This is a genomic window from Alterinioella sp. B-7, assembly GCF_056857775.1.
This window is the reverse complement of sequence record NZ_JBSXNT010000027.1, coordinates 1-21,140: the sequence shown is the minus strand read 5'-3', so window position 1 is coordinate 21,140 and position 21,140 is coordinate 1. Positions and strand designations below refer to the sequence as shown.

The 21,140-nt window shown below is 66.4% G+C and carries 16 protein-coding genes and 1 pseudogene; 7 read left to right on the top strand and 10 right to left on the bottom strand.

Translation table 11 applies throughout. The features are described from left to right. The first annotated feature begins 1 nt into the window (after nucleotide 1). From AC13C7_RS07225 to AC13C7_RS07210, 4 genes are all read left to right on the top strand, one after another. The gene (locus tag AC13C7_RS07225) at nucleotides 2-1,186 is read left to right on the top strand and encodes a pyridoxal phosphate-dependent aminotransferase (protein WP_482867054.1); all 1,185 of its coding nucleotides are present in this window, start codon (nucleotides 2-4) and stop codon (nucleotides 1,184-1,186) included. Between the two features lie 76 nt (nucleotides 1,187-1,262). Beyond that, nucleotides 1,263-2,318, top strand: a complete 1,056-nt coding sequence (locus AC13C7_RS07220; RefSeq protein WP_482867053.1) for a bifunctional transcriptional activator/DNA repair enzyme AdaA — start codon at nucleotides 1,263-1,265, stop codon at nucleotides 2,316-2,318. Continuing rightward, nucleotides 2,315-3,124 (top strand): isocitrate lyase/PEP mutase family protein, encoded by an 810-nt coding sequence (locus AC13C7_RS07215; protein WP_482867052.1) that lies wholly within the window; start codon nucleotides 2,315-2,317, stop codon nucleotides 3,122-3,124. The genes AC13C7_RS07220 and AC13C7_RS07215 overlap by 4 nt, the downstream gene beginning before the upstream one ends. Before the next feature lie 174 nt (nucleotides 3,125-3,298). Next, entirely contained in the window at nucleotides 3,299-4,678 is a 1,380-nt protein-coding gene (locus AC13C7_RS07210) for a pyridoxal phosphate-dependent decarboxylase family protein (RefSeq protein ID WP_482867051.1), read from the top strand. A gap of 86 nt (nucleotides 4,679-4,764) precedes the next feature. Here the strand turns inward: AC13C7_RS07210 and eda are convergent, their stop codons facing one another. From eda to AC13C7_RS07170, 8 genes are all read right to left on the bottom strand, one after another. After that, nucleotides 4,765-5,406: a bifunctional 4-hydroxy-2-oxoglutarate aldolase/2-dehydro-3-deoxy-phosphogluconate aldolase gene (eda, locus tag AC13C7_RS07205; RefSeq protein ID WP_482867050.1), complete on the bottom strand. Its 642-nt coding sequence runs from the start codon at nucleotides 5,404-5,406 to the stop codon at nucleotides 4,765-4,767. Nucleotides 5,407-5,481: 75 nt separating this feature from the next. Then, a complete protein-coding gene (gene edd, locus AC13C7_RS07200; protein WP_482867049.1) occupies nucleotides 5,482-7,287 on the bottom strand; it encodes a phosphogluconate dehydratase in 1,806 nt (601 codons plus the stop codon). Between the two features lie 73 nt (nucleotides 7,288-7,360). After that, complete coding sequence (locus AC13C7_RS07195) at nucleotides 7,361-8,065, bottom strand: VIT1/CCC1 transporter family protein (protein ID WP_172321295.1); 705 nt, start codon at nucleotides 8,063-8,065, stop codon at nucleotides 7,361-7,363. Then, nucleotides 8,058-9,470: an FAD-binding oxidoreductase gene (locus AC13C7_RS07190; protein ID WP_172321296.1), complete on the bottom strand. Its 1,413-nt coding sequence runs from the start codon at nucleotides 9,468-9,470 to the stop codon at nucleotides 8,058-8,060. The genes AC13C7_RS07195 and AC13C7_RS07190 overlap by 8 nt, the downstream gene beginning before the upstream one ends. 264 nt (nucleotides 9,471-9,734) lie before the next feature. Continuing rightward, a complete protein-coding gene (ispG, locus tag AC13C7_RS07185) occupies nucleotides 9,735-10,856 on the bottom strand; it encodes a flavodoxin-dependent (E)-4-hydroxy-3-methylbut-2-enyl-diphosphate synthase (protein ID WP_172321297.1) in 1,122 nt (373 codons plus the stop codon). Nucleotides 10,857-10,948: 92 nt separating this feature from the next. Continuing rightward, nucleotides 10,949-12,196 carry a helix-turn-helix domain-containing protein gene (locus AC13C7_RS07180; protein WP_172321298.1) on the bottom strand — a complete coding sequence of 416 codons (1,248 nt, stop codon included), beginning with the start codon at nucleotides 12,194-12,196 and terminating at the stop codon, nucleotides 10,949-10,951. Between the two features lie 159 nt (nucleotides 12,197-12,355). Further along, complete coding sequence (gene hemA, locus AC13C7_RS07175; RefSeq protein WP_172321299.1) at nucleotides 12,356-13,594, bottom strand: 5-aminolevulinate synthase; 1,239 nt, start codon at nucleotides 13,592-13,594, stop codon at nucleotides 12,356-12,358. Between the two features lie 240 nt (nucleotides 13,595-13,834). Beyond that, complete coding sequence (locus AC13C7_RS07170) at nucleotides 13,835-14,410, bottom strand: 5-aminolevulic acid synthase (RefSeq protein WP_482867048.1); 576 nt, start codon at nucleotides 14,408-14,410, stop codon at nucleotides 13,835-13,837. A gap of 191 nt (nucleotides 14,411-14,601) precedes the next feature. Here AC13C7_RS07170 and AC13C7_RS07165 point away from each other — a divergent pair, with 191 nt between their 5' ends. After that, nucleotides 14,602-15,975, top strand: a complete 1,374-nt coding sequence (locus AC13C7_RS07165) for a M20/M25/M40 family metallo-hydrolase (protein WP_482867047.1) — start codon at nucleotides 14,602-14,604, stop codon at nucleotides 15,973-15,975. A gap of 137 nt (nucleotides 15,976-16,112) precedes the next feature. Here AC13C7_RS07165 and AC13C7_RS07160 read toward each other — a convergent pair whose 3' ends face one another. Then, the gene (locus tag AC13C7_RS07160; RefSeq protein WP_446117416.1) at nucleotides 16,113-17,459 is read right to left on the bottom strand and encodes an MATE family efflux transporter; all 1,347 of its coding nucleotides are present in this window, start codon (nucleotides 17,457-17,459) and stop codon (nucleotides 16,113-16,115) included. 192 nt (nucleotides 17,460-17,651) lie between these two features. On the opposite strand from AC13C7_RS07160, the gene AC13C7_RS07155 reads away from it, so the two are divergent. Next, the gene (locus AC13C7_RS07155; RefSeq protein WP_172321303.1) at nucleotides 17,652-18,089 is read left to right on the top strand and encodes a hypothetical protein; all 438 of its coding nucleotides are present in this window, start codon (nucleotides 17,652-17,654) and stop codon (nucleotides 18,087-18,089) included. 294 nt (nucleotides 18,090-18,383) lie between these two features. Here the strand turns inward: AC13C7_RS07155 and AC13C7_RS07150 are convergent. Next, a pseudogene (locus AC13C7_RS07150) lies at nucleotides 18,384-18,632 on the bottom strand (polyphosphate kinase 2); the annotation flags it as partial. A 227-nt stretch (nucleotides 18,633-18,859) separates the two neighbouring features. On the opposite strand from AC13C7_RS07150, the gene parE reads away from it, so the two are divergent. Beyond that, a complete protein-coding gene (gene parE, locus AC13C7_RS07145; protein ID WP_482867046.1) occupies nucleotides 18,860-20,821 on the top strand; it encodes a DNA topoisomerase IV subunit B in 1,962 nt (653 codons plus the stop codon). Nucleotides 20,822-21,140 lie beyond the last annotated feature (319 nt).

The window sequence follows — 21,140 nt, the reverse complement described above, 5'->3', positions numbered from 1 at the left end:
CATGCGGCAATCACATCGGATATCGACGCTGAACGGCGATGCCAAGGATGATGGCTGGGGCCTCTTCAACCTCGCGCGGGCGCGCATCGCGCAAGGCGCGGAGATCATCGAACTGACGCAGGGCGAGCATGATATCGGCACCGACGCGCGTATTCTGGAGGCGATGCACGCCTCGGCGATGCGCGGCGTGACCGGCTATTCGCCCGTCCCCGGTCTGCCCAAGCTGCGCGAAGCGGTCGCGAAACGCCTGACGGATCGCACCGGCGTTGCCACCACCCCCGACCATGTCCAGATCACGCCAGGGGGGCAGGCGGGCCTGTTCGCGGCGCATAACGCGACCTGCGATCCGGGCGACCGGGCGCTCTATATCGACCCCTATTACGCCACCTATCCCGGCACGTTGCGCGCGGTCGGCGCGGTTCCGGTGGCGGTCGAGGCGCGGTCCCGGCATGGGTTCCAGCCGCGGGCGGAGGCGATTGCGGAAAAGGCCGAGGGCGCGAAATCGCTGCTGGTCAACACGCCCAACAACCCGACCGGGGCCGTCTATGGCATTGAAACGCTTGAGGGAATCGCACGGGTCACGCAAGATCACGACCTCTGGCTGATCTCGGACGAGGTCTATGACACGCAGGTCTGGGAAGGGGAACATATCTCCCCCCGCGCCCTGCCCGACATGGCCAAGCGCACGTTGGTCGTGGGCTCGATGTCAAAAAGCCACGCGATGACCGGCTCGCGCCTGGGGTGGGTCGTGGGGCCGCCCGAGGTGATCCAGAACCTGACCTTTCTGGCCAATGCCACCACCTATGGCGTGGCCGGTTTCGTGCAGGAGGCGGGGTTGCACGCCCTCTCGTTAGGCGTTGATCTTGAAGAGGAAATCGCCGCCCCCTTCCGTCGCAGACGGGCCATCGTGCTGCGGCTGGTCGAGGGGCAGAACGTGGTGCGCGCAATCCCGGCGCAGGGCGCGATGTACACGATGCTGGACATCCGCGCGACGGGGCTTTCGGGCGAGGCGTTCGGGCGCGAATTGCTGGATCGGGAGGCCATCGCGGTGATGCCGGGGGAAAGCTTCGGCCACGCCGCGGCGGGGCATATCCGGCTGGCGCTGACCACGGATGACGCCAGGCTTGAGGATGCGGTGGCCCGCCTTCTGGCGCTGGCGGGACGTCTGGCGGAACGAAATTCCTGACAGGTTTGTTTGCTTTTTCGACATCCACGCCCGTTTTTCGGCGTCACGATCCGCAAAGCCGCGCTAGGGTCGGGTCATGATGTTCGACCTGCCCGATTCCGACACGCTCTATGATGCGCTGGTGGCGCGCGATCCCGGCTTTGACGGGCGCGCCTATGTCGGCGTGACCTCGACCGGGATCTTCTGCCGCCTCACCTGCCCCGCCCGCAAACCGCTGCGCAGAAACTGCGTCTTTCACGCGAGCGTGGCCGACTGCCTGGAGGCCGGGTTCCGGCCCTGCAAGCGATGTCATCCGATGCAGGCCGCCGAGCCCCTTGTCGCCGATCTGTTGGCCGCGCTCGAGGCCGATCCGGTCCGGCGCTGGCGCGAGGGCGACCTGATCGGCGCGGGCCATGACCCCTCGACCGTGCGCCGCGCCTTCAAACGCGCCTTCGGGATGAGTTTCCTCGAAATGGCGCGGCTGCGGCGATTGCGCGAGGGGTTCACGACATTGTCCGAGACCGGCAGCGTCACCCAGGCGCAATTGCAGGCCGGGTTCGAGAGCCCCTCGGCCTTCCGCGCCAGCTTTGCGCGGCTCCTGGGGGTCGCGCCGGGAAAACTGCGCCAGGGCGCGCGGTTGCAGGCCGATTGGATCGACAGCGATATGGGGCCGATGGTGGCGGTCAGCGACGCGCGCGCGCTCTACCTGCTGGAATTTGCCGACCGCAAGGCGCTGCCTGCCGAGTTGAAGCGGCTGGCGCATGATGCCAGGGGCGATATCGGCATTGGTCGCCCTGAACCGACGCAAGCGGTGGCGAACGCGCTGGCACGGTATTTCGCGGGCGAGCGAGCGGAGTTCGACATCCCGCTGGCCCCCGGCGGCACGCCGTTCCAGGCCCTTGTCTGGGGGGCGTTGCGCCGGATCGAACCGGGGCGCACCCGCAGCTATTGCGACCTTGCGCGCGAAATCGGTCGCCCCTCGGCCACACGGGCCGTTGCGCGCGCCAACGGGGCCAACCGGATCGCGATCGTGATCCCGTGCCACCGCGTGATCGGCGCGGATGGCGGGCTGACCGGCTACGGTGGCGGGCTCTGGCGCAAGGAGCGCCTGATCGCGTTGGAGAGACATTATGCAAGGGACTGCGTGACATGACCGAGACCCAAGGCGCGATTTTCCGCGAGATGCACCGCCCCGGCGAGCCGTTCATCCTGGCCAATGCCTGGGATGCGGGCTCGGCCCGGATGCTGGAGGCCCTGGGCGCGAGGGCGATTGCGACATCCTCGGCGGCGCATGCGTTTACACTGGGGCGGCCCGATGGCGGCACGCTGACCCGCGACGAGGCGCTGGCCCATGCCCAGGATCTTATGGCGGCGGTCAAGGTTCCGGTGCAGGGCGATTTCGAGAACGGGTTCGGCGACGACCCCGAGACCTGCGCCGAGACCGTGCGGCTGGCCGCCGGGATCGGGCTGGCGGGGATCTGCATCGAGGATATTCAACTGCCGGGGACGGCCCCCTACCCCGCCGACCTGGCCGTCGAGCGCATCCGCGCCGCCGCCGATGCCGCGCCGGAGGATTTCGTGCTTTGCGCGCGGGCCGACGGGGTGTTGCTTGGGCAATACGACCTTGAGGAGGCCATCGCGCGGGTGCGGGCCTATGAGGCCGCCGGCGCGGGCTGCGTCTATGTGCCGATGCCGGGCAGCCTGGAGGGGCTGCGCGCGATCTGCGATGCGGTGTCGGTGCCGGTGAACGCGCTGGCGGCGGGGCCGTTCGCGCGGGTCAGCCGCGCCGAGTTCGCGGGGTTGGGTGTCGCGCGCATCTCGCTTGGCGGCGCGCTGGCGCGGGCGACGCACCGGGTGATCCATGATGCGGGCAAGGCGATGTTCGACCTGGGCGATTTCTCACCCCTCGCGCAGGGCCTCTCGGGCGAGCAGACCGATGCGCTGCTGCGCCGCGACTGAGCTTGCGATTTTAGTTAACATGTGCATTGACTGCCCGCGACAAAGCACTTTGCGTTTGAATTGAATCGAAAGGCGCTGCCTCTCCCCTACGGTCGAACGCGCCTTTCGACGCAGTCTGAATCGGACAATACGCAAAATGCTGAAGCGGGAGAGCTGAAGCGGGAGACATGCGACATGGATCATGACGAGTTGCCGAAATGGTCGGCGCGCGCGGCGAACTGGGCGCGGGACTACCACAAGGGGCTGCGCGACCGGCCCGTGCGCGGGCAGGTGACACCGGGCAGCATCCGCGACGCCCTGCCCGCCACCGCGCCGGAGCAGCCGGAACCGATGGAGGCGATCTGGGCCGATTTCGAACGGCTCGTGCCGGATAACATGACCCATTGGCAGCATCCGCGTTTCTTCGCCTATTTCCCGTCCAACGCCTCGCCCGCCTCGATGCTGGCGGAGCAACTGGCCAATGCGATCGCCGCGCAGGGCATGCTGTGGCAGACCGCGCCCGCCGCCAACGAGATCGAGGAGAGGATGGTGGGCTGGCTGGCCGCCGCCCTTGGCCTGGCCGACATGCGCGGCACGATCCATGACAGCGCCACCACCGCGACGCTTTGCGCGGTCCTCACGATGCGCGAGAGGGCGCTGGACTGGGCGGGGCTGACGCACGGGTTGTCGGGCGCGGGGCGCGTGCGGATTTACGCGTCGGATCAGACCCACAGCTCCATCGACAAGGCGGTGCGGCTGGCGGGCATCGGGCAGGAGAACCTGGTGAAGGTGGCGACGGATGCCTCCCTGTCGATGGAGGCGGGCGCGTTGCAGCAAGCGATCCGCGCCGACCGCGCGGCGGGGTATCTTCCGGCGGGCGTGGTCTTTTGTGCGGGCGGCACGTCCGTGGGCGCGTTCGACGATATCGCCGCCGGGTTACAGGTGGCGCGGGCCGAGGGGCTCTACACCCATGTCGATGCGGCCTGGGCAGGCTCGGCGATGATCTGCCCCGAGTTCCGCCCGCTCTGGGCAGGCGCCGAGGGCTGCGATTCCATCGTCTTCAACCCGCATAAATGGCTCGGCGTGCAGTTCGATTGCTCGGTGCAGTTCCTGGCCGATCCCGCCCCCCAGGTGAAGACGCTCGGGCTGCGGCCCGACTACCTTGAGACGCTGGAGGGCGAGGTCACCGATTTCAACGAATGGACGGTGCCGCTTGGCCGCCGGTTCCGGGCGCTGAAACTGTGGTTCGTGCTGCGCGCCTACGGGTTGGAGGGGTTGCGGGCGCGGCTGCGCAACCATGTCACCTGGGTGGCGGAGCTGTGCGAACGGGTGGCGGCGATCGAGGGGCTGGAGGTGGTCACGGAGCCCCGGCTGGCGCTGTTCACCTTTGCCCATGTCGATGGCGACGCGGCGACGGAGCGACTGATCCGGGCGGTGAACGCGGATGGGCGGGTCTACCTGACGCAGACGCGCCACGCAGGGCGGTTCGTCATCCGCATGACGGCGGGCAGTTTCGACTGCACGAGGGACGATGTGATGATGGTCGAGACCGTGTTGCGCGAGGCGCTTGGCTGAAGGGGTGTCGAATTGCTGCGCAATCCGACGCGCGGGGGACGCTGTCCCCCGCACCCCCTGAGGTATTTGTAGCAAAATGAAAGGGATCAGCGTGGCAGGGCGGCGGCCTCGCGTGCGAGGGTTTCGATGCGGGTCCAGTCGCCTGCGGTGACCGCGTCCGCAGGGGCCACCCAGGAACCGCCCGCGCAGACCACGTTGGGCAGGCTGAGATAGGCGGTGGCATTGGCCAGCGACACGCCGCCGGTGGGGCAAAAGGCGATCTGCGGAATGGGCGCGCCGATGGCTCTCAGCGCGGGCGCGCCGCCCGACGCCTCGGCGGGGAAGAATTTCAGCATGTCATAGCCGCGTTCCAAGAGCGCCATCGCCTCGGAGGCGGTCGCGGCACCGGGCAGGAGCGGGAGGTCGGCGGCCTCGCAGGCATCGAGCAGCCGGTCGGTCGCACCGGGCGAGACGCCGAAGCTGGCCCCAGCGGCCTTCGCGGCGGGGACATCCTCGGGGGTGAGCAGCGTGCCTGCCCCGACGACACCGCCGGGGACCTGCGCCATTTCGCGGATCACGTCGAGGGCGGCGGGCGTGCGCAGCGTGACCTCCAGCGCGGGCAGACCGCCCGCGACCAGCGCCTCGGCCAGCTTGCGGGCATGGGCGGCATCCTCGACCACGAGGACGGGGATGATCGGGGCGAGGGCCGCGATGCGGCGGGCCTCGGCGGAGGCGGCTTGGGGGGTCATTATTGCGTGTCCTTCGAGCGTGTCGCGGGTGGAGGGAGGCCCTCCGGGGGGGATATTTTGCGGAACAAAGAAGACTCAGGTGAGACAGCAGGCCCCAGACGTGGCGGGGCCCGCCGCCCGGCGGAAGAGGTCGAACATCTCGCGCCCGATGCCGTGGGTGTTGGCGGTGAGATCGGGGGGCGTGACGATGCGGTCGGCAACGCCGTCTGTCAGCACCTCCAGTCGGCCCTCACGCGCATCGACGCGGATCATGTCGCCATCGTGCAGCTTGGCGATCAGCCCGCCATCGAGCGCTTCGGGGGCAACATGGATCGCGGACGGCACCTTGCCCGACGCGCCCGACATACGGCCATCGGTGACCAGCGCGACCTTGTGGCCGCGATCCTGCAAGACGGCCAGGACCGGGGTCAGGCTGTGCAATTCGGGCATGCCGTTGGCCTTCGGTCCCTGGTAGCGGACCACGACCACGACATCATGGTCGAGCTGGCCCGCGCGGAACGCCTCCTTCACGGCGGCCTGGTCCTCGAACACGGCGGCCGGGGCCTCGATCACGTGGCGCTCGGGGTCGACGGCCGAGACCTTCATGATGCCGGTGCCGAGATTGCCGGTGAGTTCGGCCAGCCCGCCGGTTTTCCCGAACGGATCGGAGGCGGGGCGCAGGATCTTGTCGTTGAGCGATTTGCCCGCGCCATCGGTCCAGACGACCCGGCTGCCCTCAAGCCTGGGCTCCTGCCGGTAGCGCGACAAGCCGTCGCCCGCGATGGTGACGGTGTCGTCATGCAGGAGCCCTGCATCCAGCAACTCGCCGATCATGTAGCCAAGCCCGCCCGCGGCGTGGAAATGGTTCACATCGGCGAGCCCATTGGGATAGACCCGCGCCATCAGCGGCACGGCGGCGGAGATGTCGGCGAAATCGGCAGGCTCCAGCAGCACACCCGCCGCGCGCGCCATGGCGGGCAGGTGCAGCACCAGGTTGGTCGAGCCCCCCGTTGCCATCAGCCCGACGATGCCGTTCACGAAGGCCTTTTCGTCCAGCACCTCGCCCGCGGGGCGGAAATCGTTGCCAAGCGCGGTTATCTCCAGCGCGCGCTCGGTCGCGGCCACGGTCAGCGCATCGCGCAGCGGCGTGTTCGGGTTGACGAAGGAGGCGCCCGGCAGGTGCAACCCCATGAATTCCATCAGCATCTGGTTGGTATTGGCGGTGCCGTAGAAGGTGCAGGTGCCGGGACCATGATAGGAGGCCATCTCGGCCTTCATCAGTTCCTCGCGCCCGATCTCGCCGGTGGCGAATTTCTGGCGGACCTTCGATTTCTCGTCATTTGGCAGGCCGGAGGTCATCGGACCGGCAGGCACGAAGACCGCCGGGATATGGCCGAAGGTGGCGGCGGCGATGATCAGCCCCGGCACGATCTTGTCGCAGACCCCCAGATACATCGCGGCGTCGAAACAGTTATGGCTGAGGCCCACGCCAGCGGCCAGGGCGATGACATCGCGGGAGAAAAGGCTGAGCTCCATCCCCGGCTGGCCTTGCGTGACCCCGTCGCACATGGCCGGAACACCGCCCGCGACCTGCGCGGTGCCGCCACGGGTGCGGGCGGCCTGCTTGATCTGTGCCGGGAAACCCTCGAACGGCTGATGCGCGCTGAGCATGTCATTATAGGCGGTGATGATGCCGATATTGGGCGCGCGGGTGGTGGCGAGGCCGGATTGGTCCTGCCCCGCCCCGGCATAGGCATGGGCCTGGTTGCCACAGCTCAGATGGGCGCGGGTGGGCCCGTCCGACACGGCCTTGCGCATCCGGTCGAGATAGAGGCTCCGCGTCTCGGCGGAACGCTCGATGATACGGGCGGTGACGGCATCTATCGCGGGGTCGAGGGGCATGGGATCGGTCCTTTGCTCTGCTTGGCCTCTCTATACTACGTTAGCGCTAACAGTTCCAGCCCCGGAATGAGGATCAGATCAGGCTCATGCCGACCAGCCGCCCGATGGCCCAGGTCGCGGCCATGGCGATGAGGCCCCAGATCACGACGCGGGCGGCGGCCTTGATCTTGGGGGCGCCACCGGCCTGCGCGCCGAGCGCGCCCAACCCCACCAGCGCCAGCACCGTGGCAATGCCGACCCACCAGATCAGCCCGCCGATCGGGGCAAGGCCCGCGACCACCAGCGGGGCCGCCGCGCCAAGCGCGAAGGTGAGCGCCGAGACCAATGCGGCCTGCACCGGCGCGGGCGGGCTGAGGTCGGTGATCCCGATCTCGTCGCGCAGATGTGCGCCAAGCGCGTCCTTCTCGGTCAATTCGCGGGCGACATCGGCGGCGAGCCCTTGCGACAGCCCCCGCTCGCGGTAGATCGCCTCCAGCTCGGCCAGTTCGCCCTTGGGGTTGTGTTCCAGCTCATGCAATTCGCGCGCCATGTCGGCGCTTTCGGTATCGGCCTGGCTGGAGACCGAGACATATTCGCCCGCCGCCATCGACATGGCCCCGGCCACCATCCCTGCAATGCCTGCCAGCAGGATCGTGACCCGGTCGGCCCCGCCGCCCGCGACACCCACGATCAGCGAGGCGGTCGAGAGGATACCGTCATTGGCCCCCATCACGGCGGCGCGCAGCCAGCCGGTGCGACCCGACAGATGTGGTTCGATATGGGCGGAAGGGTTAGACATCGGACACCAGGATCTTGCCGGGATTGAAGAGGTTCAGGGGATCGACGCCGTGCTTGACGGCGACCATCATTGAGACCGCGCCTTCGCCCAGTTCGGGCAGCAGATAGCGCGCCTTGCCCTGGCCGATACCGTGTTCGCCGGTGCAGGTGCCATCCATGGAAATCGCCAGGTCGTTGAGCCAGGAGACAAATTCCTGCGCACGGGCGACCTCATCGGGGTCGTCCATCATGATCAGGGGAAGGGTGTGGAAATTGCCGTCGCCGACATGGCCCACGACCGGCGCGATGAGGCCGAGCGCCCCGGCCTTCTCCTGCGCCCTGGTCACGCATTCCGCCAGACGGCTGACCGGCACGCAGCAATCGGTCGAGATGCCCTTCGCGCCCTTGCGGAGCGCCAGCGAGGCCCAATAGGCATCGTGGCGCGCGGCCCAAAGCTTGCTGCGCTCCTCGGGTTTGGTGGTGAAGGTGAAGGCGAGGCTGCCGTGATCGGCGGCGATCTCTCCGAAACTTTCGGCCTGTTCCTTGACCGACGCATCGGTGCCGTGAAACTCCAGCAGCAGCAGCGGGGTTTCCGGCAGGTCCAGCCTGGAATAGGCGTTGACGCCCTTGACCGAAAGCGCATCCAGCAGCTCGATCCGCGCCACGGGGATGCCCATCTGGATGGTCATGATGACAGCGTTGCAGGCGGCCTCGACTGTCGGAAAGCTGCATGTCGCGGCAGAGATCGCCTCGGGGATGCCGTAGAGTTTCAGGGTCAGTTCGGTGATCAGGCCAAGCGTGCCCTCGGAGCCGATCAGAAGCCGCGTCAGGTCGTAGCCGGCGGATGTCTTGCGGGCGCGGGCGGCGGTTTTCACGATCTCGCCCGAGGGCAGCACCGCCTTGAGCGCCAGCACATTCGTCGCCATCGTGCCGTAGCGCACCGCGTTGGTGCCCGAGGCGCGCGTCGCCGCCATGCCGCCAAGCGAGGCGTTCGCACCGGGATCGACCGGGAAGAAGAGGCCGGTGTCGCGCAGGTAGGTGTTGAGACCGTCGCGGGTGACGCCGGGCTGGATCACCACATCCATATCCTCGGCATTGACCTGCAACACCTGGTCCATGCGGGAAAAATCGACCGAGACGCCGCCCGCGGGGGCATTCACATGCCCCTCAAGCGAAGTGCCGGTGCCGAAGGGGATGATGGGCACGCGATGGGCGATGCAGGTCTGCACGACCTCCTGCACCTCTTCCTCGCTGTCGACGAAGACGACGCCATCGGGGGGCTGGTTCACGATCCAGGTGGTGGTGTGGCCATGCTGTTCGCGGATGCTCTGCCCGGTCTCGAAACGGTCGCCGAAGCGCTGCTTGAGGATGCCGAGGACGGCGGCGATGCCCTCTTCGTTTCGGGGCAGTTCCATCAACTCGGTCATATCGGATGATCCTCGCACTATCGGCACCAATGAAAAACCTATGGGCGGCGCGGTCCGGGTGCAACGGACCTGCCCGATTTGCCGCAGCATGGGCGTTAACAATCTTTAAGGAAAGACGATCTGTTAACCTTTCAGAAAGAAAGGCTGCGTAACCGTAGGGCTTGCGGGGGCAAGCTGATGAGGCCGAAACCGCAAGAAGGCCCCTGCCGCATCGCACCCAAATCATGCGGCGGGGGCTGACCGGCCATCCGAAAAGTTAACGGATCATTCCGCCGCTGCGCGCGCGGCGTCCAGTTCGGCGGCCTTGGCCTCGACCTGTTCGACGATATGGGAAACCATGGCGTCGTTCGAGAGCTTGTGCGCGATCTTGCCGTCGAGATAGACCATGCCCGCCCCGGCCCCGCCGCCGGTAAAGCCGACATCGGTCAGCAGCGCCTCGCCGGGGCCGTTGACGACGCAGCCGATGATGCTCAGGCTCATCGGCGTCTTGATATGGGCCAGCTTTTCCTCAAGGATTTCAACGGTTTTGATCACGTCAAAGCCTTGCCGCGCGCAGGACGGGCAGGAGATGATATTGACCCCGCGATGGCGCAACCCGAGCGCCTTGAGGATCTCGTAGCCGACCTTGACCTCCTCGACCGGATCGGCCGAGAGGCTGACGCGCAACGTGTCGCCGATGCCCATCCACAGAAGGTTGCCAAGACCGATGGCGGATTTGACGGTGCCGGTGGTCAGACCGCCGGCCTCGGTGATGCCAAGGTGAATCGGTGCGTCCGTGGCCTCGGCCAAACCCTGATAGGCGGCGGCGGCCATGAACACGTCGGAAGCCTTCACGGAGATCTTGAACTCGTGGAAATCGTGATCCTGCAGGATGCGGATATGGTCGAGGCCGCTTTCGATCATCGCGGCGGGGCACGGCTCGCCGTATTTCTCCAGCAGGTGCTTTTCGAGGCTGCCGGCATTGACGCCGATACGGATCGAACAGCCATGGTCGCGCGCGGCATTCACCACCTCGCGCACCCGTTTCGCATCGCCGATATTGCCGGGATTGATGCGCAGGCAGGCGGCCCCCGCCTCGGCGGCTTCGATGCCGCGCTTGTAGTGGAAATGGATGTCGGCCACGATCGGCACCGGGCTTTCGCGCACGATCTCCTTCAGCGCCTTGGACGACGCCTCATCGGGGACCGAGACGCGGACGATGTCGGCGCCCGCATCGGCGCAGGCCTGGATCTGCGCGATCGTGCCCGGAATATCCGTGGTCAGCGTGTTGGTCATGGTCTGCACGGTGATCGGCGCGCCGCCACCCACGGGAACCGAGCCGACATGGATGCGGCGGCTGTCACGGCGGTCGATATTGCGCCAGGGGCGGATCGGGTTGTGAGACATGTGAACAGGCTTTCGGCGATCAGCGGCAATTGGCCCCTGACATAATCCCCCGAGGATCGGGCTGCAACGTTTGGCAATCGTCCCGTCTGACGTCAGTTGGCGGGCGCGTCCTCGCCGGTCAGGATCAGGGATGCGACACGCGGCAGGTCCGGGTCGGCATCGGCATCGGCCATCACGTAGGTCTCACTGAGCGAATCGGCCGTCAGCGCCACGTTGCGCGCGATATTGGCGCCGGGACCGGAGGGGCCGAGCGTGACGCCGTTGACCGCGAAATAGACCGCGCCGGAATTGCCCGCGCGCAGCACCGGCGCGTCGGCCCCGTCGGGCACGGTATAGGTATCGCCCGCGTTCAGCGTGCCCTCGAAAAGGACAGTGCCGGAGGCGGAGCTGACCCGGACCCAGGCCGGACGCACCGCGAAAAGCACAACTTCGTCAACCGGTTGGTCGGCGGTGACCTGGACGCCGCCATCACCCTCCGCGGGACCGGAGGCAAGCTGGAAGCCGCCCTCGGGGTCTGCCTCGGCCACAGCGGTTTCCGGCACGGCCGGGCGCGACAGGGTCGGCGTGGCACCGGGGAACCGGCCCACGGCATCGGGGTCCAGCGTGGCAATGGCCTGGTCGCGCGGGGTCAGGACGGGGGTGTCCAGCGCCTGCGGACGGTAGAGCCGGTCGATGGGATCGACGCGCGGCACGTTGGGCGTGGTGGCGTCGGGCAGATCGGCCTCGGCCATGTTGAGCGCGGCGCCCGCCAGCGGGTCGAGATTGGCGATGGTCTCGGGCGCTTCCTCGACGGGCACGAACTGCACCCGCTGGATATCGGTCAGCACCGACCAAGCCCCATAGCCGATGCCGGAGACCAGCAGGACCAGCACCAGCGCCGAGCCAAGCGCGCCGGGTTCGATCCGCGAGAACACGCTTTCACGCTGCGGCGCAAACGAGACGCGGGCCGATTTCATCACGTCATTGGGGTTCACCAGCCGCGCGGGCGCATCGCCGAAGGCGCGCTTGGCCTTCTGCGCCTGAAGCGCCGAGGTGCCATGGACACCGGCAAATCCGGCCTCTTTCGAGAAGCGGCGATAGGTCCATTCCGGATCCATGCCGAGATAGCGCGCGTAGGAGCGCACATAGCCCGCGACAAATCCCTTGGTGGCGAAGACGGAGAGGTCGGCGTTTTCGATGGCGGCAATATGCGCGGCCTTGATCTTCAGATCACGCTCCACATCCAGCAGCGATTTGCCGAGCGTGGCGCGTTCGCCGCGCATGATATCGCCCAGGGGCACGTCGAAATCGTCGAATTCCTCGACGGACGCCCCGGCATCAATGCTGTCATGCGTGTTCATGCCCAAAAGGCCCTGCCCCACGATTGGTCGGTTTTGTGACGTTTTGACGATCTGCCGACCGTGATTTCCCCAACCTCGGCCCTGATGATTCCCCAGATATGGCCAAGATGGTCCCTGCTTAACACAGGATGCGGGGCTTTTGCACCCGCAACTGCCGCGTCACGCGGTCATATCGGCACGATTCAGCGCACAGTGGTTCCACAGCGCGTCCATCGCCCGCACGAGCCCGTCCAGCATCTTGGGATCATGCACCGGCGAGGGCGTGAAACGCAGCCTCTCGGTGCCGCGCGGGACGGTGGGAAAGTTGATCGGCTGGACGTAGATGCCGTAATCGGTCAGCAGCATGTCCGAGATCTTCTTGGTATGCACCGGGTCGCCGACGATGACCGGCACGATGTGGCTGCCATGGTCGATGATCGGCAGGCCCATGCCCTTGAGGCGCAGTTTCAGCACCTTGGCGCGTTCCTGGTGCAGGTCGCGGCGCGGCTGGTCGGTCTTGAGGTGGCGCACGGAGGCCGCCGCCCCAGCCGCCACCGCGGGCGGAATCGAGGTGGTGAAGATGAACCCCGGCGCATAAGACCTTATCGCGTCGACCATTTTCGCCGATGCGGTGATGAAGCCACCCATCACGCCATAGGCCTTGCCGAGCGTGCCGTTGATGATATCGACCCGGTCCATCAGCCCGTCACGCTCGGCGACACCGCCGCCGCGGGGGCCATACATGCCGACGGCGTGAACCTCGTCGAGATAGGTCAGCGCGTTGAACGCGTCGGCGAGGTCGCAAATCTCCTCGATCGGGCCGAAATCGCCATCCATCGAATAGATCGATTCAAAGGCGATGAGCTTCGGCGCGGCGGGATCGTCGGCCTCCATCAGCTCGCGCAGATGGGCCACGTCATTGTGCCGGAAGATGCGCTTGTTGCCGCCATTCCTGCGCACGCCCTCGATCATCGAGGCATGGTTCAGCGCGTCGGAATAGATGATCAGGCCGGGAAACAGCTTGGGCAGGGTCGAAAGCGTCGCGTCATTGGCGATATAGGCCGAGGTGAAGACCAGCGCCGCCTCCTTGTCGTGCAGGTCGGCAAGCTCCGCCTCCAGCGCCTTGTGATAGACCGTGGTGCCCGAGATGTTGCGCGTGCCGCCCGACCCTGCGCCGGTCGCCTCCAGCGCGTCCTTCATCGCGTTCAGCACCACCGGGTGCTGGCCCATGCCCAGATAATCGTTGCCGCACCACACGGTGATGTCCTGTTCGGTGCCATCGGGCCGGGTCCAGACCGCGTGCGGAAACTGGCCGCGGCGGCGTTCGATGTCGATGAAGGTGCGGTAGCGGCCTTCTTCATGCAGGCGATTGAGGGCCGTATCGAGCGCGGCGGCGTAGCTGGCTGGGTCTTGGCGCATCGGCCTCTCCTTCATCGGGCTATGGTGGCAGGCGGCCCGCAAGGCGTGTCGTCTATGGCAGGTCGGGGCGCGGAAGTGATCCCGGTCGCGCCCTTGGAATTGTTCCAAGGTTGACTTAGGCCCTCACGGGCCCTTGTCGCAAGTTACATTTTGCCGCGCTTGAGACTTTGACATGGATCAAGGGCGCCTGTCGCGGGTGAAATCGTTCGGAAATTCCACAAGCTCATTCATCTGCCCCCCTCAGCCGTCGATCACGGCGCGGCAGTCGGTCTCGCCGCAGGCCGCCAGCGCCTCGGTCAGATCGCTGCCGATGCCCCATTGGCCGGTCGTCTCCGAAATCGCCATCACGCGGTTGCGCCCGAGGCGGCGGAAATCGCCGCGCAGGGCGGCGGTGGCGTCGGTGCTCAGTTGCAGGGGGCGGCCGGGTTCCCAGCCTTCGGGGCGGATCACCAGGACGACGACGCAGGCCGGACCGCTGGTGCGCGCCTCGTTGCAGGCGGCAAGGGCGGCGGTGCGGGCGTTGGCCTCGTCGTGGTAATTGGCCGCGGCGATGGTCGCCTCCGAGGCCAGCCCCATCTCCGGCGCGATGGCGATCGCGGCGTAATAGGCCTGGGTCTGCACCAGCTGGTTCAGGATCGCGATATCGGTCTCCGAGAGGCTGTCATGCAGGATCACCTCGCCCTCGACCGCGCCGTCTTCGGCAAAGACCAGGCGGCGCGCCTCGCGCAGGTTGGGCAGCTCCTGCGCCAGGGCGGGCGCGGCAATGGCAAAGGCGGTCAGGCAGAGGACGCCCAGGCGGATCGGTCGGAATTTCATCGTCAAAACACTCCCTTGGCAGCAATGGGTCGGGGGACAGGATAGGGCGACGGGCGCTGAGGGGCAATCAGACAGCGGCACGGGCCGCGGGAATCTGCGCATCGAGGCGGGGTGGCCTGCCCGCTGGACAGTCGCCGCGCCGGTGGTAAGGTCGCGGGCGATCTCCCCGATTTGACCAAAGGATGAAGCCGATGTCCCTCGATGCCGTTCTCGCCCGAATTGATGCCGATCTGGAGCCCGCCGTCGGGCGGTTGCTGGAGCTTCTGCGCATCCCCTCGATCTCGACCGACCCGGCCTATGCGGGCGATTGCCAGGAGGCCGCCGATTGGCTGGTCAGGGATTTGCAGGCGCTCGGGTTCGACGCCTCCAAGCGCGAGACGCCGGGCCACCCGATGGTGGTGGCGCATTCAGAGGGCGAGGGCCCGCATATCCTGTTCTACGGCCATTACGACGTGCAGCCGGTTGATCCGCTGGACCTGTGGCACACGCCGCCCTTTGAACCGGCGCTGGAGGAGATCCCCAGGGGCACCGTCATTCGCGGGCGCGGCGCGTCGGATGACAAGGGGCAGCTGATGACCTTCGTGGAAGCCTGCCGCGCGTGGAAAGCAGTGCATGGGGAACTGCCCGGCCCCATCACGCTCTTCTTCGAGGGGGAAGAGGAATCGGGCTCGCCCTCGCTGGTGCCGTTCATGAAGGACAACGCCGGGGAACTGACCGCCGATATTGCACTAATCTGTGATACCGGCATGTTCGGCGAGGAGACACCCGCCATCGTCACCCGCCTGCGCGGCATGGTGCGCGAGGAGATCACCGTGACGGGGCCGGACAAGGATCTGCATTCGGGCATGTATGGCGGCATCGCGATGAACCCGATCCGGGTGCTGACCCGCATCCTGGGGGGGCTGCATGACGCGGAGGGCCGGGTCACGATCCCCGGCTTCTATGACGACATCCCCGAGCTCAGCAACGCGCAGAAGGCGGAATGGGACGATCTGGGCTTCTCCGAGTCCGAATTCCTGGGCGCGGTGGGGCTGTCGGTGCCCGCAGGCGAAAAGGGGCGGTCCGGGCTGGAGATGATCTGGTCGCGGCCCACGGCCGAGATCAACGGCATCTCGGGCGGCTATACCGGCGCGGGGTTCAAGACCGTGCTGCCGTCGAAAGCCCATGCCAAGGTCAGCTTCCGCCTGGTCGAGGGGCAGGATCCGGTGAAGATCGACGCGAATTTCCGGGCGTGGTTCGAGGATCAGTTGCCTGCCGATTGCACCGTGACGTTTTCCGAGCCCGAGGGGGCCGCGGCGGGGATCATGGATACCTCGCACCCGGTCTTCGAGCAGGCCCGCGCGGCGCTGAGCGATGAATGGCCGCAAGACGCCGCCTATATCGGCTGCGGCGGCTCGATCCCGATCGCGGCCTATTTCAAGGATATCCTGGGGATGGACGCCCTGCTGACCGGGTTCGGCAAGGATGACGACGCGCTGCATTCGCCGAACGAGAAATACGACCTGGAGAGCTTTCACAAGGGCATCCGCTCCTGGGCGCGGGTGCTGGATGCTGTGATGCGGTAATCCGGCGGAGAGGTCGCTCGATGTTTGAGCTGCGGGGGGAGAGGTGGCGCTTTTTGTGGCGAGGTGTCGCCCCTGGCTGGTGTCGTGCAGCCTGCGGCGCAGGTATTTGAGGCAAAATGAAAGTGGAAGATCCGTTGTCAGGCAAAGGCCGCGGGGCCGCGCCAGAAGCGGGTCATCATCATCAGCCCCGCGAAGCTGAGGCCGATGGCAAGGCCGAGCCAGATCCCCTGCCCCGCCATGCCGAGCGGGAAGCCCAGGATATAGGCGGCGGGCAGGCCCACGACCCAATAGGCCAGCACCGCCTGGATCATTGGCACCCGCGTGTCCTGCACGCCGCGCAGGAGGCCAAGCGCCACCACCTGCGCCGCATCCGCCAGTTGAAAGAGCGCCGCCATGGCCAGAAGACCGGTGGCGATGGCGAGGATCTGCGGCAGGGCCGGGTCGCGCGGGTCGATGAAGAGACGGATCATCGGGCCGGGGAGCCACAGGAAGGCCAGGATGGTGAGCGCGACCATGACGCCCGAGAGGAACAGGCAGGCGAAGGCGCCCTGGCGCAGCGCGTAGGTGTCGCGTCGGCCCCAGGCGTGGCCCGCCCGGACCGTGGCCGCGGACGAGATGCCGATATGGACCATGAAGGTGATCGAGGAGATCTGCAGCGCGATGGAATGGGCCGCAAGCTCGCGCTCGCCGATCCAGCCCATCATGACGGAAGTGGCGGCAAACAGGCCGACCTCGGCCAGCATGGTCAGCCCGATGGGCCAGCCGAGGCGGAAGACCTGGGTGAAGGCCTCGGGGTCGGCGCGCCAGATGCGGGCGAAGAGCGCGTAGCCGCGCATGCCGCGCCCGAAACCCGCATAGAGCGCAAGAAGGAGCGCCATGGCGCCATGCGTGGTGATCGAGGCCAAGGCCGCGCCGCGCACCCCCAGTTCGGGCATCCCGAGATTGCCGAAGATGAACACCCAGTTGACACCGGCATTGACGACGGCACCGGCCAGCGTGACCCAGAGCAGCACGCGGGCGCGGCCAAGCGCGCTGAGGTGACTTCCGAGCACCATGACCAGCAGCGCCGCGGGCATCGACCAGCCGGTAATGCGCAGGTAATCCTGACCGTTGGCGGAGAGCTGCACCTCCTGCCCCAGGAACAGGAAAACCGGGCCGGAGAACCAGAAGAAGGGCAGCGTCAGGAGGGCGAAGAGGGTCGAGATCCAGATCCCCATGCGCGTGGCACGGCGCACCTGGATGGCATCGCCATTGGAGGTGGCGGCGGCCACCAGCGGCATCACCGCCTTGGCAAAACCCGAGCCGAGCAGGAAGATCACCACGAAGAAGGTGCTGGCCAGCGCCACGGCGGCCAGTTCGCTGACCCCGTACCAGCCCATCATCACCGTGTCGGTCAGACCGATCGAGATCTGCGCCAGGTGGCTGCCCACCAGCGGCAGCGACAGCGCCCAGGTTTCGCGCAGGTGATCGGAAAAGCGTTTCATGTCCTTGCGCTACCTTGGGCGGGCGGGCTTGCCAAGATGGGAAATACCGGCGGGCCACAGTCCGGGGGCACGGTCGATCGTTTCCATTCTGGAACCGCTTTGTGCCAGTAAAGACAGGGCTATCGCCTCATTCGCGCCACATTCCGGAGCGATCTTGCAGGGGCCAGAAATTTCCATGAAGGTCCAATCATCGTGTCCAATTTTCGTCAATTCCTGACCAGTGAAAGCGGTGCGATCACCGTTGACTGGGTCGTATTGACGGCCGCCGTCGCCGGCATGGCACTTGCCGCGACCGCCATGGTCGAGGGCGGATTGGAGAGCCTCGCCTCGGACCTTGAGGCGCAATTGCGCACGCAGCAGGTCTCGGACGCCTTCGTGCAGTTCAATTCCTCGCATTTCGACGCGCTTTACGATGCGGGCATCGTGACCGAGGAGAATGCCGAGACCTATTTCGGGCTCGCCAACGAGATGACCAATGCCGAGATCCTGACCGCGCTTGAGGACGGGATCCTGGACTATAACGACGGCAACCTGACCGACGCGGAAATCGCGCAGCTGGTCGCCCTTGCCAGCGTCGCTTACCAGCGCAACATCATCGACGACAGCTATGGGCTGGTCGCGACCTATTAGAAGATGTCGCCCAAGATTGGGATCCGGTGCTGAGCGTCTCGGACACGCGACATCCACAAGGTTTCCATGCTCTGCCCTTCCTGGGGGGAGAGTCTGGACCAAGCGGCGCGCCCATCGCCCCGGGCGCGCCGCTTCCTTTTGGGGTCAGGGCCGGTGATCGGGGGGGCGGGCGCCGTGGCGGTCTCAACACCCTTGTCCGGGTCGTCGTGTAGTAGAAGAGCATCGCCCCCCTCGCCTGGGTGTCGCCGTGCCGCATATCGAGCGACACCTTGCCCGATGGGGGCAGTTTCCAGCGAACCATTGGCCGCGCGCCTGCCCGGTCGGCTGGTTCAGCGCCACGACGGGGGGGGGGCGAAGCGCGGGTTGAGGTGGTCGGTAAACCGCGTGATCGTGCCGCCCCTGCCCGCCGCATCGCGCCCCTCGAAGAGCCGCCCGAATTTCTGCCCCCACTCCCCGCGCCCAACGCCCGATCTCGAGAAGCTCGGCCTGCAACAGCGCCTTGCCGGTCTAAAGGGCGCGGCGGCCCATCTTGCGGGGATGGGGTCATGCGGTATCGGTCAAGGGCGGGCTACCGTGGCCGGGGATCGGTCCGGGCGCGCCATATCGCGGCATCCCCTGGCCTTGAGCCGTGTCAGGCCCGGCGGCTTCATGCGCCTTTCTTGTGGGTATGATGTCAGCCGCGCACAGAATCTTGCGTCTGCCCTTGCCCGTGCCCCCGCCAAGCGCCTAAACTCCGCCGCAACAAAGAAACGATCGAAATGAGCAGCACCATGGCCGATGATCTACTTTCCCCGGTCGCCGAGTCCGGCGGCTACGATGCCTCCTCGATCGAGGTTCTGGAGGGGCTGGAGCCTGTCCGCAAGCGCCCCGGCATGTATATCGGCGGCACCGATGAGCGCGCGCTGCATCATCTTGTGGCCGAGGTTCTGGACAATTCGATGGACGAGGCCGTGGCGGGCCACGCCACCCGGATCGAGGTGGAGTTGCACGAGGATCACTCCGTCACCATCCGCGACAACGGGCGCGGCATCCCGATCGACCCGCATCCCAAGTTCCCGGAGAAATCGGCGCTGGAGGTGATCCTCTGCACCCTGCACGCGGGCGGCAAGTTCTCGGGCGACAGCTATGAGACCTCGGGCGGCCTGCACGGGGTCGGCGTCTCGGTGGTCAATGCGCTGTCCGATCACCTGCGGGTGGAGGTCGCGCGCAACCGGGAACTCTACGCGCAGGAGTTTTCGCGCGGGATTCCGCAAGGCCCGGTGCAGCATGTCGGCCAGGCCCCGAACCGGCGCGGCACCTCGGTCACTTTCCATGCCGATGAAGAGATCTTCGGCCATCACCGCTTCAAGCCCGCGCGGCTGCTCAAGATGGTCCGCTCCAAGGCGTATCTGTTCTCGGGCGTGGAAATCCGCTGGAAATCGGCCATCGACGATGGCGAGACCCCGCGCGAGGCGACCTTCCATTTCCCCGGCGGGTTGTCGGATTACCTGAAGGAAACGCTCGGGGGGGCCTCGACCTATGCCGAGCAGCCCTTTGCCGGGACCGTCGATTTCAAGCAGCGTTTCAACACGCCCGGCAAGGTCGAATGGGCGATCAACTGGACCCCCTCGCGCGACGGGTTCATCCAGAGCTATTGCAACACCGTGCCCACGCCCGAGGGCGGCACGCATGAAGCCGGGTTCTGGACCGCGATCCTCAAGGGCATCCGGGCTTACGGGGAACTCGTCGGCAACAAGAAGGCCGCGCAGATCACGCGCGACGACCTGATCACGGGGGGCTGCGCGCTGGTCTCATGCTTCATCCGCGAGCCGGAATTTGTCGGCCAGACCAAGGACCGGCTGGCCACCGCCGAAGCGCAGAGGCTGGTCGAGGGCGCGGTGCGGGACCATTTCGATAACTGGCTGGCGGCGGATACGAAATCGGCGGGCGCGATCCTCGATTTCCTGGTGCTGCGGGCCGAGGAACGGCTGCGGCGCCGTCAGGAGAAGGAGACCGCGCGCAAATCGGCGACCAAACGCCTGCGCCTGCCCGGCAAGCTGGTGGATTGTTCGACCGCCACGCGCGAGGGCACGGAACTCTTCATCGTCGAGGGTGACAGCGCGGGCGGCTCGGCCAAGATGGCGCGCAACCGCAAGACGCAGGCGCTGCTGCCGCTGCGGGGCAAGATCCTGAACGTGCTTGGCGCGGCGTCGAACAAGATGAGCGCGAATGCCGAGATCAACGACCTCTGCCAGGCGATGGGGGTGGGGCTTGGCACCAAGTTCTCCATCGACGATCTGCGCTATGAGAAGATCATCATCATGACGGATGCGGATGTTGACGGGGCGCATATCGCCGCGCTGCTGATGACGTTCTTCTTCACCCAGATGCGGCCGATGATCGACGCAGGCCATTTGTATCTGGCCTGCCCGCCCCTCTATCGCCTGACGCAAGGCTCACGCCGCGTCTATTGCCTCGATGAGGCCGAGCGCGAGATGTGGGAGGCCAAGGGGCTCGGCGGCAAGGGCAAGATCGACGTGTCCCGCTTCAAGGGCCTGGGGGAAATGGACGCGAAGGATCTGAAAGAGACCACGATGGACCCGGAGGTGCGCAAGCTGATCCGGGTGTCGATTGACGAGGATGAGCCGGGAGAGACGGGCGACCTGGTGGAGCGGCTGATGGGAAAGAAACCGGAGTTGCGGTTTCAGTATATCCAGGAGAACGCGCGGTTTGTGGAGGAGTTGGATGTTTGAGGGGGCGTCATATCTTAGACAGCGGGCGAGAAGATGGTAGCCCGTGCAGACCAAGAAATAACTAAGGCAGTTTGTCCAAGATGTGCAACTGAGACCAACATATCTATCCTTTCCGAATTTGTGAGAACCTGGAAGGATGATATTCATCCAATTGATGGAACTGATAGATACTGGATGCTAGGGACTCTCTGAAGAACCTCCCCATTTCGGCGTGATCTGGTAGGATTCTGGCGGATGACAGAGGAGCCCGCCGATGCCTAAGCAGCCAGCCATTCCCGGCCTTCGTGACGCAATGAAGAAGAAGGTGACGCGGCGGGAG

What these genes read in the sequence shown, in the direction of transcription:
- AC13C7_RS07220 (WP_482867053.1), top strand. Translation starts at nt 1,263, where the DNA reads ATGATGTTCGACCTGCCCGATTCCGACACGCTCTATGATGCGCTGGTG.
- AC13C7_RS07160 (WP_446117416.1), bottom strand. Translation starts at nt 17,459, where the DNA reads ATGAAACGCTTTTCCGATCACCTGCGCGAAACCTGGGCGCTGTCGCTG.
- AC13C7_RS07190 (WP_172321296.1), bottom strand. Translation starts at nt 9,470, where the DNA reads ATGACCGAGTTGATGGAACTGCCCCGAAACGAAGAGGGCATCGCCGCC.
- AC13C7_RS07170 (WP_482867048.1), bottom strand. Translation starts at nt 14,410, where the DNA reads ATGAAATTCCGACCGATCCGCCTGGGCGTCCTCTGCCTGACCGCCTTT.
- AC13C7_RS07210 (WP_482867051.1), top strand. Translation starts at nt 3,299, where the DNA reads ATGGATCATGACGAGTTGCCGAAATGGTCGGCGCGCGCGGCGAACTGG.
- ispG (WP_172321297.1), bottom strand. Translation starts at nt 10,856, where the DNA reads ATGTCTCACAACCCGATCCGCCCCTGGCGCAATATCGACCGCCGTGAC.
- parE (WP_482867046.1), top strand. Translation starts at nt 18,860, where the DNA reads ATGGCCGATGATCTACTTTCCCCGGTCGCCGAGTCCGGCGGCTACGAT.
- eda (WP_482867050.1), bottom strand. Translation starts at nt 5,406, where the DNA reads ATGACCCCCCAAGCCGCCTCCGCCGAGGCCCGCCGCATCGCGGCCCTC.
- AC13C7_RS07195 (WP_172321295.1), bottom strand. Translation starts at nt 8,065, where the DNA reads ATGTCTAACCCTTCCGCCCATATCGAACCACATCTGTCGGGTCGCACC.
- edd (WP_482867049.1), bottom strand. Translation starts at nt 7,287, where the DNA reads ATGCCCCTCGACCCCGCGATAGATGCCGTCACCGCCCGTATCATCGAG.
- AC13C7_RS07180 (WP_172321298.1), bottom strand. Translation starts at nt 12,196, where the DNA reads ATGAACACGCATGACAGCATTGATGCCGGGGCGTCCGTCGAGGAATTC.
- hemA (WP_172321299.1), bottom strand. Translation starts at nt 13,594, where the DNA reads ATGCGCCAAGACCCAGCCAGCTACGCCGCCGCGCTCGATACGGCCCTC.
- AC13C7_RS07225 (WP_482867054.1), top strand. Translation starts at nt 2, where the DNA reads ATGCGGCAATCACATCGGATATCGACGCTGAACGGCGATGCCAAGGAT.
- AC13C7_RS07165 (WP_482867047.1), top strand. Translation starts at nt 14,602, where the DNA reads ATGTCCCTCGATGCCGTTCTCGCCCGAATTGATGCCGATCTGGAGCCC.
- AC13C7_RS07215 (WP_482867052.1), top strand. Translation starts at nt 2,315, where the DNA reads ATGACCGAGACCCAAGGCGCGATTTTCCGCGAGATGCACCGCCCCGGC.